We start from the raw sequence: 12,793 nt of genomic DNA, 5'->3' as shown, positions 1-12,793 counted from the left end.
TTCTACACTAATCCCATTAACAGTAGTTTTAAAAGTATCATCTATATTTCTAGTTTCATTAATTACAGCTTCAAATTTTTCTTCGCTATCAAAACTTCCAAAAGTCCCAGCTTAAAATTGAAATTTAGAAAACTCTAGTTATATGTCTATTATCTATAAAGAATATATCGCCTATGTAGGAAGTGTTGCCTTCCGTGGATATTATAGCACTGTCATCACATATCCCATATAACGGATATTCTTCAGAAAGCACAAGCAACTCGTCAGTTATATTATCTTTATCAAAATGTGGTTCAACCGAAAATTCAACTAATCCGAGGGCTTCATATATTTCCAACTTATCATGTTCGCAGGTTAATGTACATACAGCTGTTTTCGCCATATTTATTGAACCTGCACTTATTCCAATAACCACACCTTTATGTTCCCTAATACAAGGTATAACCCCATAAGATTCCAAATAGGCAAACTGAGTAGGTGTATCACCACCTGCAAGCCATAAAACGTCTGCATTTCTAACGGTATCTTGTGCTTTTTCTTTTGACATTCTACTATCTATAACATCCACGCTGCCGAAAGTTATGCCACAATCTGAAAACATTTTTAAAAAGTGATTGCAATACCAATCAGTTTTCTCATGTATATTTTCAAACTCAGAAGCCACAAAAGCAAACTTCATACCTGTTTTTATATATTTCCTTAGTACCTTACTAAAATCATTGGGGAACCCATTAGGGAATCCACTTGTCAGTATTTTAACCATTATATATCACCCTTATATATCACCCTTTCAAAATTACTATTTTTCAATCTGCTCTACTTATTAGGATTTATTATGCGACACTTTCACTAAGTCATAAATTATTTAATAGTTTTTCTTCCCCTTGCTAAAAATATAATAATCAATATAAATATAGAGACTAATGAAGATACTAATGCAATTAATACATTTAATATTTCATGCTCACTCTTTGGTAAATCATCCCTAAAAAATCTTGAAATCTTTGCATCTGTATATTTAACATCAATTATTGTACTTTTTTCTTCGCCGCCATCTGGTGAAATAATCGTACCGTGAACTACATAGCTTCCCAAGAATGATGGATCAATTACTACTCCATTTGGTAGATTTCCTGTTAATTCAATATAATATGGTTCTATATCTTTATCAGGATACTTTTCCTGTAATATATTTTTAAGTTTAGTTTTGTCTTTATCTACTATAAAAACTGGTCCTGTATTTCCTCCAGCCCTTTCAACTTTTATACTAATATCTTCGCTTGTTAAAGGAACCCTTGGAGTTATTCTCATTGGAATGAAATAAAATGCTAATATTCCTATACTAATTAATAAGAAAATAACTACAAATATTCTTACCTTTTTCATTTTAAGACTCCTTTTAGATAAATAATATTTAACTCAAAGTACTCGATAAATTGTCATTTTACTCTTCAGTAAATTTAAAATTTGCTCTTTCTTGAACATCCATTATCAGCTTATGACAATGAAAACAAAGGTATGCCATTGGAAACTCAAGTTTTATAGCACTTCGAATAGTAACACTATTACACGCTTTATCTAAATAATTTTTCTCTGCTTCTGGATACCATTCAATCTTCCCAAAACGTGATGGTGTATCCAAACTTCCTTTTTTCATTTCTCTTCCACAAAATGGGCAAATCATACTCATGCCTCCATAAATTTTATTCCTGAAATTATCATTTATTAAGTTACATTATATTTTTTAGAAACCATCGCATGAACTTATAAATGCGACGTTTTATTAGAAAGTTGGGAAACAACCTAACTTTACGTTCTGCTCATTTTCTGAATTATACAAAGTAGAATTTACATTACAACTCTTTTACCATAAACATTTCCATAGGCTGTTCATACTTTGGAATGTCTACCACAAGACAACCACAATCCTTGTATCCCAATTTCCTATAAAAATGCTGTGCCCCCTCATTCACTTGTGTGGAAACCATAATCATTCCATAACCTAATTTTTTCATTTCTTGTTCCCAAAAGTCCATTGCTTTACATCCAAAACCTTTCTTCTGAAAAGACCATTCAATATGAATCAGTGTTAAAAATGGTGTATTATCCCAAAATAGATTGTACCGCAATATTCCTATTGGCTTTTCATCTTCCAAAATAATATACCCCATTTTGTCTCGAACTTTTTTCTCAAATTCTTTATCTAGTAAATGTTTATCCAATGAATACCAAAATTCCTTATCACTACTTTTTACAATTCTAATATTAAACATTTGCTATCCCCCACAATGCAAATTTACTATTTATATTTCTCAATCTAAAATTTGAATTTGTTGCTGCTTATAATCTGTGAATACACTTTTTCAATACTCGATGATAGATTGGCATATATTTGCCACCCGTAGTCACAGCCTCAAGTTTTCCGACATGGATCATTTCTTCTATACGTAATGCAACCCAGGAATCACCAATACCAAGTTGGTATTTACCAAGCACTCGTCCGATAATCATTGCTTCATGAAACTCTTCGTCTTCTGCTTCAATTTCGCGAAGTATAAAGTCATCATAGAGTATTTCTGATGTACTTACCAACTGTCCATTCAGCACGGCTCGCAAAGGTGCACTCTCTGCTTGAAGCTCCCGCCAACGAGATACACAGCTTTGTATAAATACTGGAAGTGCAATCTTTTGCATCGAAAGATAGCGTTGCCATTCTTCTGGAGCTACTTCACTCCAGCTATTTTTCCGCACAATATTTCCTCTTTCGTCGGCTTCCCATTCCGGGAGCTTGACAATCGAGACCTGTCCATCACGCACTTTCCACTGATTCAACTGACTCATAAAACAGTAAAGACCACACATTTCGTCGGGCTGATTGCTATACCAGATGCGAAGGGATTCTCCCGATGCTGCGCGTTCGCGAATTGTTTTCAGATCTTCATTCGCTCTATTGAGTATTTCTTCCGTCGCCTGATGCCACTCGTCTTTCGGATAAACACTGTATAAGTGTTCTAATATCAGTTTCCGCTTGATACCAGGGCGATTCTCCGAAATATCTCCAATGCTCAGCATCAAATTGAATCCGTAGATGTCTGATGTTTTTCCACCCATGGGGGTGGCGCTCTCCCATGCCAATCGTGCCTTTTCCTCTGCTTCCCTACGAGCAGTTTCAACTTCCTCTTTGGTCGGCTTACTTCCATCATCGTGACTGACAATAATGCCCATGCACCCACCTTGATATTTTTCTTTGCCATAATGCTGTGCCATTTTAAGGCTTCCACAAGCACTATCGCTGAATACGATATCTATCATAACCATTACCCTCCAACTCTAGCATATACATATCTTCAAGATAGTATAACAACCTTGTGTTCAGAACAACTCAATAAATTTCGAGTTTTCAATCTAATCTACAAATTACTATTTTCCAATTAGTTTTACAGCTTTGAGTTTACTTAATGGACATAACATAAATCTGACACGGATTCCATTTATCCCAAAGTGTAGGAAGGCATTCAAACTCTTTAAACCCAAGACTTTTGTAGAATGCAATTGTTCTATCATATTCATTGTAACATCCTTCTTTTACTGTTTTAACTTGTATATATAAATACCCCTGTTCTTTAGCGTAGTTATAACAAGTTTTAAATAACTTATTACCAATCTTATTTCTATGAAACTCTTTTAATACTCCCATAACATAAATTTCAGCAGCATAATGACTTGTTTCTCTTAGTGTAATGAATCCTCTTACCTGTTCATTCTCTATATCTGCCCAAAAAGGCATATCTCTACTACACTTAACATATTCCGCTGTACTTTCCGGCAAGCCAAACCAATCCGTAAGCTTAGATAATATTTCCCTTGCTATTTCTTCTTTCTGACACTTATCCTCAATTTTAAATATCACTCTTATTCTCCTTTACTCATTGCATAATTATATCCGTCAATACCATGCCGCATACCATATATTCCATATCTTCTTCCTATATCATGCAAAAGTCCTAAAATTTATTAAAATCACCTGCACAACGAATATATCACTTGAAAACATTACTCAAAAGCGATTACCTTTATTATATACTTATTTTGGTCATATTACATATATTTTCAATTACACTGCAATAAATAAGGACCATACTAAACACTCATTTAGTACAGCCCTTAATACTCTTTTATTTTTCCATTTCCATATACATACTCCACAAACCTATTTCTTTAACTCCTAACCATCTAGAGTATTTTATGAGGGTTATTCTACTACAACTAGGCTTTAGTTATTTAGTAGTAATTTATTCATTGGACAAACATTTCTTCTGCTTTTACCGTGTTATTGCTCTGAGATTTAAACTTTATTCAATAACTCTAAGATAACATTAATTAACTAACAATTTTATAATAAACCTTCGAAGTAAGAATATACACAATGGCATAGAAAATAGCAAAGACAAAAATTGTTCCTGCTGTGCAGAGTACAAACAAGGTGATGTTAGTTAGATTTAATACCGCTAGAAGTTTAGTTATAACCTTAAATGCAAAGGCAATATGAATAATGGCAGTTACAAGGGGAAGAAAAAACACCATAAGTACTTGGCTACCAATTGATTTTTTAATTTCTTCTTTGCTCATGCCAACCTTCTTCATAATCTCAAAGCGTTCCCTGTCATCATACCCTTCTGAAATCTGCTTGTAGTAGATAATAAGCACAGTAGCCATAATAAACAGTGCTCCAAGGAAGATACCTAAAAAGAAAAGTCCTCCGTACACGGAAAAGAAAGATTCTCTGGATTCTTCCAAACCTTCACAATATCCATCGATAGATAATTGCTTTATTCTGCTATTAATTTCACTAGTTAGGGCAATTTCCTTTTCTGCATTACCATCAGTATCAAAGGCAAAGTAATAAGACAACTCGCCCATATTTCCTTCAGCTTCAGTGCTGGAAGTGTATATTTTTTCAATTGTCTTTTCATCAGGAACGATAATAAAGTAGCCATTACTAACTACTGCAGAGGCTATTCCATCCACTGTCATATTATTTATGCGTTCCTTTATTTTAAACTCGTTTCCTAGAACATTAATGCTATCCTCAGCTATTTTCCCTCTATAAGTAAAGAGTAGCACTTCATTTTCCTTTAAAGAAATAGACTTATTTTCCACAGCATTGTATTCACTTAATGGTATAAATTCTAAAAAGCCTAAATTGTTTATGTTCTTCATACCATTACGGTTATCTGTGAAAGAATTCTTATCTTGTATCATAGCTAGAGACAAGGATCGGTATTTGACTATATTTTTCACAGCAATATTATCTTTATCTGCCTGCTCTTTTATAAGATTATTAATGCTTTCTGCCTTTTCTTTAGATACATTTTTTGCGCTTATTGAAATATTTCTTGGATATCTCGTTCTAAGCACATCTTCCATACCAATATACATGGACACTGTTGTAGATACCATAACAAGAACAGTAGTTGAAAGAATGCAAATGTTAGCAAGTCCTACCGCATTCTGTTTCATTCTATAAATCATACCAGACACATTTATAAAATTATTAGTCTTATAATAAAACCCCTTATTTTTTCTAAGCATCTTTAAAAGAGCAATACTTCCTGCAGTAAATAACGCCCAGGTTCCTATCATTACAAGAATGACTGCCAGAAAGAACATATTAAGAGCAGCTAAAGGTGACTCTGTAGTTAAGGCAATATAGTAACCTGCTCCAAGGCTGAGAACTCCAATTAAAGTAAGAATCCACTTTGTCTTTGGTTCCTTTTCGCCAACCTCACCGCCCTTAAGAAGCTCTACAGGCTTTGCAAGATGAATCTGCCTTAGGTTGTTCATAAGAGTTAATATAAAAATCAAACCAAAGAGAATAACTGTTTTAATTAGTGAATTAGTGGATATATAAAAGCCCATTGGTACCTTAAAGTTTAAAATCTTAAGAAGTACCAAAAACATAAGCTTGCTTACTGCAATTCCTAGAAAAAGTCCCAAAGTCATACTTATAATGCATACAAAAAAGGTTTCCCAGGTGAGTACTTTGGCAATATGTTTTTTCTCCATGCCTAGTATATTATATAAACCTAGCTCCTTTTTACGCCTTTTAATAAGAAAGCTGTTGGTATAAAACAGAAAAATGACGGAGAAGAAACCAATAACATACGTTCCTAAAATGAGTATCATTTTAAGTTGGCTTCCCCCAGACATACTGTTTAGTCCATCATTTACTGATATAAAATGCATTATATAAAACATAGCAATGGTACAGATACAGGTTAAGATATATGGAAAATAAGTCCTTCCATTCTTTTTAATATTAGTTACAGCCAGCTTTTGATAGAACATCTTACTCACATCTACCACCGCCTGTAGCAATTATAGTAAGTGTGTCAGAAATCTTTTGATACATTTCTTCATGAGACATAGAAGCTCGATAAAGCTGATGAAAAACTTCTCCGTCCTTTATAAATAGTACACGGCTTGCGTGGCTGGCTGCTTTAGTACTGTGAGTAACCATTATTATTGTTTGTCCTTCTTTGTTTATATCATTAAATAGTCGTAAAAGTTCATCGCTGGAATGAGAATCCAGAGCTCCAGTAGGCTCATCCGCAAGAATAAGCTGTGGGTTAGTTATTAAAGCTCTGGCAACTGCCGCTCTCTGCTTCTGCCCGCCGGAAACTTCATAGGGATATTTTTGTAAAAGGTCACTAATACCAAGCTTCTTTGCTATAGGCTTTAAACGACTGTTCATTTCACTGAAGGATTTGCCGGATAAAACAAGAGGTAAAAATATATTATCCTGCAATGAAAAAGTATCAAGCAGATTAAAATCTTGAAAGACAAAGCCTAAATTGTCACGGCGAAACTTGGAAATTTCCTTTTCTTTTATATTCATACTGCTTATCCCACTTAACACTACCTCACCACTTGTAGGCTTATCAAGTGCTGCAATAATATTTAAAAGCGTGGTTTTACCTGAACCTGACTCCCCCATGATGGCTACGTATTCACCCTTTTCTACCGAAAAGGATACATCGGATAAAGCCTGAACATGATTTCCTCCAAAACGGCTGGTATATATTTTTTTAAGTTTTTTTACTTCTAATATTGGCATGAAATTCCTCCTTCGGAGCACGGGTAGTTTAAAATGTTCATTTCCATTGGCAAACTGCCCGTAACAGCCCATTTAGGACTGTTACCCCCTAAATTCTTATCCTGTTCAGTATAACAAAAGGAAGAAATGACTGCCTTAACTTTGGCTTACATTTCTTCCCCTAACCTTACGTCTTTGTAAGGTTGCAGTAAAAACTTATTCTACGCCCACTTCAATAGTTTTTAAATCAATCATTACCTTTGTACCTTTATCAACTTTTGAGTCTATAGCTATGCTGTGAGAAAGCCTGTTTAAAATTTGCTTGCATAGATACAGCCCAAGTCCTGTAGACTTCTTGTCTGAGCGCCCATTATAACCAGTAAAACCTCTTTCAGCTAATCGAGTGAGATCCTCTTCCCTTATGCCGATACCTGTGTCTTCTATAATAAGAGTCTTTTCTGAACAACTATCCATATAAATAGAAATCGTTCCCTCTTTAGTGTACTTTAATGCATTTGACAGCAGCTGCTCAATAACAAATACAAGCCATTTTTCATCAGTTAAAACTTCACAGTTTAATTCTTTAAAATTCAACTTTATTTTCTTTCTTATAAACATTCTTGCATATTTTCTCACTGCCTGTTTAACGATATCATCAAGACTGTATTTTTTTAATAAAAGATCAGAAGACATACTTTCAACCCTTAAATACTGCAATACAAATTCTACGTATTGCTCTATCTTAAAAAGCTCCATGGAAAGTTCTGCATTCTGCTCGCTTTCCTCTGACTGAAGGACTAATCTCATGGCCGCAATAGGAGTTTTTATTTGATGTGCCCATAATGTATAGTAGTCCACCAAATTGCTTCTGCTAATCTCTGCAGCGTAGGCAGTTTCAGTGCTTTTCTTATAAACAGAAATAAGCAAATCCCTGTAGTCTTCTTCAATTATACCCTCAGTCTCAGGTAGTTTATCAAAACCTAAGGTAATGCTGCTTTTTAAATCTAAAAGCAGACTATGCTTCTTATATAGCTTTATAAAATCTACTATAAAGAAAACAGTCCCCATGCTTGCACTAAGCACAATAGCATAGACCACTGGTTCTACAGACAAATTATATAAAAAGAACACAAATGCAAAAGTTACCCAAAACAAGCCTAAAAGAATAATCACTTTAAGCTGCATTTTAAAATAAATCATTAGTAGCTTAAGAGTTTCTGTTTTTTTCATCTCATTCCACCATATATCCTACACCCTTTTTAGTAGCAATAAAATTAGACAGTCCTGCCTCTTGAAGCTTTTTACGTAGCCTTGTTATATTAACCGTTAAGGTATTGTCATCAATATAGCTGTCAGTTTCCCAAAGCCTTGTCATAATAGTGTCCCTAGATACAGCTTTGCCTTTATTTTCAAGAAGAATCTGCATTATCTTATTTTCGTTCTTTGAAAGTTCAATTTTTCTGTCACTAAAATTTAAAGTTGAATCACTAATATTAAGTATCAAGCCTTTATGCTCAAGTAAATTAGTCTGTCCTGTAAAATCATAGGTACGGCGCAGCAATGCCTGAACCTTGGCTGTCAAAACATTTAAATCAAAAGGCTTTGCTATAAAATCATCTCCGCCCATGTTCATAGCCATGACTATATTCATATTGTCTGAAGCAGATGAGATAAAAATAATAGGAACCTTAGAAACCTTGCGAATCTCGCTGCACCAATGATAGCCATTAAAGAATGGCAGGGCGATGTCCAAAAGAACAAGCTGAGGATTATAAGAAACAAAAGTCGCTAACACATCCTTAAAATCATTTACACACTCTACCTCAAATCCCCAAGACTTTATATGATTTTTTACTGTTTTAGCAATTATTAAATCATCTTCTACTATAAGAATCTTATACATTTACTGTTCTCCCTACGTTTTTAGTTTGGTCTACTTTCTTACTACCATTACTAGTTATTATATAATCAATTATAGTTTTGCTTAAGGCTGTGTACAAGTACGCATTTCATAATTATATATTTACTATAAAAAAAGGCTTGCATTGAGTATCATCTCAGTGCAAGTCTTTATCATCAAACCTTTATAAATTAATGTTCTATGCATTTTAATATTTATAGCTTTCTCTATATTTATTACCCCTAAGCATATGAATGTAACTTTATTCATTATTCCATATTCTTTTCGAATTTACTATTTATATTACTTAACCTTAAATTAGAATTAACTGTAACATTATGCTTATTTGGGGAGGTTATGCATGAAAACCCTCCACTCTTTTTGTTGTCATTATTGTTGCTTTTTCAGTTTAACCGTTGTAGTCGTGCCCATAGCGGAAGCTTCATAGCTTAATACGCCGTTTTGATATGTCATAGTTTTAGTATCATCACTTGAAGCGAGTAAAGCACCTTCAGTTTTACTATGGTCATTTTTCGAAGTCCATGTATAAGGTTCGTCAGCAGTTGTTGGAGCGACAAAAGAACCAGCCCAATAAAGTGATTTTGTGTTGCCTTTATCAGTTACCCAGTAAATTGTAATTGTATCACCACTTATTGTTGCAGCTTGATAAGAGTCATCAGATTTGCTATTTTCTTGTTTCCATTCACCAGCCAAGTCAGGTATTTGCTTTTTAGGGGTATTACCGCCATTGCCCGTGCTTGTCGGCTTGGAGCTACACCCAGTAAATATTGTTATGAGCAGAGCCACGCAAAGGCTAATTATCGCCAGTTTTTTCATTTTCATTTCCATCATCCTCCTATTTTTTTATTATAATCTTAACTTAATCTAACAGTCACCATACAGTTAATCATCGTCTTCACCAAAACTACCTCTAATATTCTTGCATCCGCAATTCGCTTATTGATTGTTTCAGCAGAACACAAAGCCTTAATTCCAAATTCTCTTGCTGTTAGCCTATTACCAGTGAAATTTTACAAAATATGTCCAGGAATGATTGGAGCAATAATCTTTTCTACAATCGGTCACACTTCGTGAAATTTTTATAATTTTATATTGAAATGGCTTTTTCAATAAATCTAAAAGCATATAAATACCTAGAGATAGATATGACAACATCATCTCCATACCTATGTCCTTATTGTATAGTTGCTCATAATCATTGTCAATCATTCCTGTAATGTACCTAAGTGCCATCTTATCAGTTCTAATATATCCTTTTTTAAAGTATGGATTTTTTAATTCATCTTCTGGCAAATTTCTTATTTTATAATACTTAACCTTAAATTGAAATTTTACGATTTTGCACTATACTTTCTTATGTTTTGCTTTAAGCTGTAATAACATTTTAATATCCTTTAGATGCTCCACAGTCAAAACACGATAATGTATATATCCGCCTTTCCCACAAGGATACTTTTTATCAATAAATTCTTTCGTATATGATAATAAACCATTATAGACTTTTTCATATTGCGAATTATCTAATCTCAACATAACTGTAAAAGCATCCTTTTCTGCGAATACATCACAAATATGCTTGTTCTTTATAAAATATTTAATACCCCAGCCATATTCATTACCATAGGGAAATCGCAATAGTCTTTCTAACATCATTTCTTCAGTTAAAAAAGTATCAAGATTGACAAGCAAATCCTTTCTGTTCCCACAATAGGAAATAAATTCTTCTAAAGATGGTTTCTTTTGCTTATCTAATATTCTTTCAAACATAGTACCCTCCCTCACTTCTTATACAAAAGATATACTACCAGAATCAAACTCCGATTATCCAATTAGTTAAACTGTAATTTATTTGCTTTTATAGGTTTCCATTTGCCCACAAAGCATTGTATAAAAACCAAATCTTTCATAAAAACCTTTTAATCCTTCTTCACCATAAATCACAGAAATCATATAAATTCCTTTCTCTTTTATATGACTAATTACTTTATTCATCAGTTCTGTTCCGATTCCTTTATTTTGATAGTCAGGTCTAACCATTAAATCTTGAATATATGCATCTAATACCCCATTACTCACCACAGACACATATCCAATTAATTCTGAATTATCATAACAAGCAATTGTAAGAAAATCTTGTAGTTTAGGATTTCCTAATTCTTGCTCCATTCTATTCCAACCAACCGATTGACGTAAATCTGCTAAAGTCCAAGCTGATATTTTCTCATTTAATCTATAATCCATTCTATATAACCTCATCAAATTACTATTTGCCTTTATGTAAATTATAAAAATCTTTTAGGTCTGATTTGCATTGCTGAGATAACTCTGTTTTCTTAACATCGTGAATTGATTATGCTTGTACAGTTCTTCTGCATCAGATAATTCAAATCTTCTAAGGCGTAATCGATCTGTTTCCATAATATATTTCATTTAATTCACCCCTCATCAAACCTGAGATTTGTTCAGTATAAGTAACAGCTTATAATTTGATATTTTTTAAAGCCTTTCTATATAAATCTGCTGTTTCTTGATAATCCATTAAAATTCCTTCTTCTCTCACAAAATTTTGATAACCTATTTTTTCTCCCTTTAACCTAGGGAAAAGCTGAAAATGCAAATGATTTCTTTTACCATCACATATAGTACACATATATACTTTTTCTGCACCTAAAATCTCTTTATGTAATTTTATAATAACATCTGATATTTTTAATATGTGTACTCCCAAATCAAGTGGCATTTCAGAAATATCTTCATAATGTTCTTTTGAAACCATAATTGTTTGTCCAGTTGCTCTTGGAAACTTTTCAAATTGACATCGTACCAATTCATCCTCATAAATAATTAAGCCATCATCAGGAAATATATCACCAGTAATAAAGTTTTGACATGAAAAGCATACTCCTTTTTCTTGGAATTCTTTTATTTTTTCTCTTCTTTGTTTTAATAATAATTCATCATTTTCATCCAATTTTTTTACGTACATACATATACTCCTCTCTATCGAAATTACTATTTAGTGAATTGTTTTATACCTCTCATGATCACAATATTAGAACTACATGAACTTATAATACATTTCTCCAGTTACATCTTTAAAACCATATTTTTCATATAGTCTTCTACCAGCGTAAGTAGAATTTAAATTGATTGAAAAGAACAAGCAAGCTTTCTTACTTTATCTGTGTTGTTTTATTCTATTTTCAATAATATCTTGCAATTGAATTATACGTTCATTATGATTTTTGTCGTACATTATATCTCTCACATTTTCAGGAAATAATTTTTTTATATCTTCAGCACCATCATGTCCATCTCTAGGAAACTTATGACTTATAACTTTTATTTTACCGTCTATAGTTTCAACATTAAGAACCACAGGCAAGGAAACTGAGCTCCCAATAATCTCTTCTTTTTTAATCACCCAAGTGTATATCTTGTCATTATCAGTTCCTAAAATATAAAATGCACTGTATACTTTTCCACTTGTAGGTGCAAGAATATCATTTGTCTTTGTATCAAGGTATTTAAGAATTTCTTTCTCATCATCTTTTGTAATACTTAGAGAATTAGATGAATTTTTAAAGACTTGACTAGATCCACCCAAAACAATCATCATTAACAACAAAAAAATAAAAAAAATACCTTTCTTCATTTTACACCTTCCTATAAATTTATATCTCTTATTAAGTCATCTTATTTCTTTCTGCTGACATTATTGCTCCTTCGGTTCTTAAAAGACATATCAGCAAACTTTGCTACACATTATTTCACAG

15 protein-coding genes and 1 pseudogene are annotated in these 12,793 nt (G+C 33.0%); all 16 read right to left on the bottom strand.

Translation table 11 applies throughout. From position 1 onward, the window contains the following. Positions 1-124: 124 nt before the first annotated feature. On the bottom strand, positions 125-763 hold the full coding sequence (locus BUA82_RS17885) for a Type 1 glutamine amidotransferase-like domain-containing protein (protein ID WP_073011623.1): 639 nt from the start codon (positions 761-763) through the stop codon (positions 125-127). Positions 764-861: 98 nt separating this feature from the next. Beyond that, positions 862-1,386, bottom strand: a complete 525-nt coding sequence (locus tag BUA82_RS17880) for a hypothetical protein (RefSeq protein ID WP_073011620.1) — start codon at positions 1,384-1,386, stop codon at positions 862-864. Between the two features lie 58 nt (positions 1,387-1,444). Next, positions 1,445-1,684, bottom strand: a complete 240-nt coding sequence (locus BUA82_RS17875; protein WP_073011616.1) for a PF20097 family protein — start codon at positions 1,682-1,684, stop codon at positions 1,445-1,447. 169 nt (positions 1,685-1,853) lie between these two features. Then, positions 1,854-2,273, bottom strand: a complete 420-nt coding sequence (locus BUA82_RS17870; RefSeq protein WP_073011613.1) for a GNAT family N-acetyltransferase — start codon at positions 2,271-2,273, stop codon at positions 1,854-1,856. A gap of 67 nt (positions 2,274-2,340) precedes the next feature. After that, the gene (locus tag BUA82_RS17865; RefSeq protein ID WP_073011610.1) at positions 2,341-3,312 is read right to left on the bottom strand and encodes a DUF3658 domain-containing protein; all 972 of its coding nucleotides are present in this window, start codon (positions 3,310-3,312) and stop codon (positions 2,341-2,343) included. A 139-nt stretch (positions 3,313-3,451) separates the two neighbouring features. Further along, positions 3,452-3,910 carry a GNAT family N-acetyltransferase gene (locus tag BUA82_RS17860; protein WP_073011607.1) on the bottom strand — a complete coding sequence of 153 codons (459 nt, stop codon included), beginning with the start codon at positions 3,908-3,910 and terminating at the stop codon, positions 3,452-3,454. A gap of 8 nt (positions 3,911-3,918) precedes the next feature. Beyond that, a pseudogene (locus tag BUA82_RS21040) lies at positions 3,919-4,011 on the bottom strand (phosphohydrolase); the annotation flags it as partial. Between the two features lie 369 nt (positions 4,012-4,380). Beyond that, complete coding sequence (locus BUA82_RS17855) at positions 4,381-6,357, bottom strand: ABC transporter permease (RefSeq protein WP_073011604.1); 1,977 nt, start codon at positions 6,355-6,357, stop codon at positions 4,381-4,383. Beyond that, on the bottom strand, positions 6,350-7,117 hold the full coding sequence (locus BUA82_RS17850) for an ABC transporter ATP-binding protein (RefSeq protein WP_073011600.1): 768 nt from the start codon (positions 7,115-7,117) through the stop codon (positions 6,350-6,352). The genes BUA82_RS17855 and BUA82_RS17850 overlap by 8 nt, the downstream gene beginning before the upstream one ends. A 195-nt stretch (positions 7,118-7,312) precedes the next feature. Then, positions 7,313-8,326 (bottom strand): sensor histidine kinase, encoded by a 1,014-nt coding sequence (locus BUA82_RS17845; RefSeq protein WP_073011597.1) that lies wholly within the window; start codon positions 8,324-8,326, stop codon positions 7,313-7,315. Between the two features lies 1 nt (position 8,327). Then, positions 8,328-8,999, bottom strand: coding sequence for a response regulator transcription factor (locus tag BUA82_RS17840; protein ID WP_073011594.1), 672 nt, complete (start codon positions 8,997-8,999; stop codon positions 8,328-8,330). 387 nt (positions 9,000-9,386) lie between these two features. Next, on the bottom strand, positions 9,387-9,839 hold the full coding sequence (locus tag BUA82_RS17835) for a hypothetical protein (RefSeq protein WP_178140778.1): 453 nt from the start codon (positions 9,837-9,839) through the stop codon (positions 9,387-9,389). A gap of 522 nt (positions 9,840-10,361) precedes the next feature. After that, complete coding sequence (locus BUA82_RS17830) at positions 10,362-10,784, bottom strand: DUF3788 domain-containing protein (RefSeq protein ID WP_073011586.1); 423 nt, start codon at positions 10,782-10,784, stop codon at positions 10,362-10,364. Positions 10,785-10,862: 78 nt separating this feature from the next. Next, on the bottom strand, positions 10,863-11,258 hold the full coding sequence (locus tag BUA82_RS17825; RefSeq protein WP_083600014.1) for a GNAT family N-acetyltransferase: 396 nt from the start codon (positions 11,256-11,258) through the stop codon (positions 10,863-10,865). A gap of 238 nt (positions 11,259-11,496) precedes the next feature. Continuing rightward, positions 11,497-12,003, bottom strand: a complete 507-nt coding sequence (locus BUA82_RS17820; protein ID WP_073011582.1) for an HIT family protein — start codon at positions 12,001-12,003, stop codon at positions 11,497-11,499. Between the two features lie 192 nt (positions 12,004-12,195). After that, a complete protein-coding gene (locus BUA82_RS17815; RefSeq protein ID WP_073011579.1) occupies positions 12,196-12,672 on the bottom strand; it encodes a hypothetical protein in 477 nt (158 codons plus the stop codon). Positions 12,673-12,793 lie beyond the last annotated feature (121 nt).

The organism is Clostridium amylolyticum (genome assembly GCF_900142075.1).
GTDB classification, from domain to species: Bacteria; Bacillota; Clostridia; order Clostridiales; family Clostridiaceae; genus Clostridium_AA; species Clostridium_AA amylolyticum.
This window is presented reverse-complemented; position numbering and strand designations above follow the sequence as displayed.

Bases quoted from the DNA above. Each gene is read 5' to 3' on its own strand.
- BUA82_RS17885 (WP_073011623.1), bottom strand. From the start codon at position 763: ATGGTTAAAATACTGACAAGTGGATTCCCTAATGGGTTCCCCAATGAT.
- BUA82_RS17880 (WP_073011620.1), bottom strand. From the start codon at position 1,386: ATGAAAAAGGTAAGAATATTTGTAGTTATTTTCTTATTAATTAGTATA.
- BUA82_RS17875 (WP_073011616.1), bottom strand. From the start codon at position 1,684: ATGATTTGCCCATTTTGTGGAAGAGAAATGAAAAAAGGAAGTTTGGAT.
- BUA82_RS17870 (WP_073011613.1), bottom strand. From the start codon at position 2,273: ATGTTTAATATTAGAATTGTAAAAAGTAGTGATAAGGAATTTTGGTAT.
- BUA82_RS17865 (WP_073011610.1), bottom strand. From the start codon at position 3,312: ATGATAGATATCGTATTCAGCGATAGTGCTTGTGGAAGCCTTAAAATG.
- BUA82_RS17850 (WP_073011600.1), bottom strand. From the start codon at position 7,117: ATGCCAATATTAGAAGTAAAAAAACTTAAAAAAATATATACCAGCCGT.
- BUA82_RS17845 (WP_073011597.1), bottom strand. From the start codon at position 8,326: ATGAAAAAAACAGAAACTCTTAAGCTACTAATGATTTATTTTAAAATG.
- BUA82_RS17840 (WP_073011594.1), bottom strand. From the start codon at position 8,999: ATGTATAAGATTCTTATAGTAGAAGATGATTTAATAATTGCTAAAACA.
- BUA82_RS17835 (WP_178140778.1), bottom strand. From the start codon at position 9,839: ATGAAAATGAAAAAACTGGCGATAATTAGCCTTTGCGTGGCTCTGCTC.
- BUA82_RS17830 (WP_073011586.1), bottom strand. From the start codon at position 10,784: ATGTTTGAAAGAATATTAGATAAGCAAAAGAAACCATCTTTAGAAGAA.
- BUA82_RS17825 (WP_083600014.1), bottom strand. From the start codon at position 11,258: ATGGATTATAGATTAAATGAGAAAATATCAGCTTGGACTTTAGCAGAT.
- BUA82_RS17820 (WP_073011582.1), bottom strand. From the start codon at position 12,003: ATGTACGTAAAAAAATTGGATGAAAATGATGAATTATTATTAAAACAA.
- BUA82_RS17815 (WP_073011579.1), bottom strand. From the start codon at position 12,672: ATGAAGAAAGGTATTTTTTTTATTTTTTTGTTGTTAATGATGATTGTT.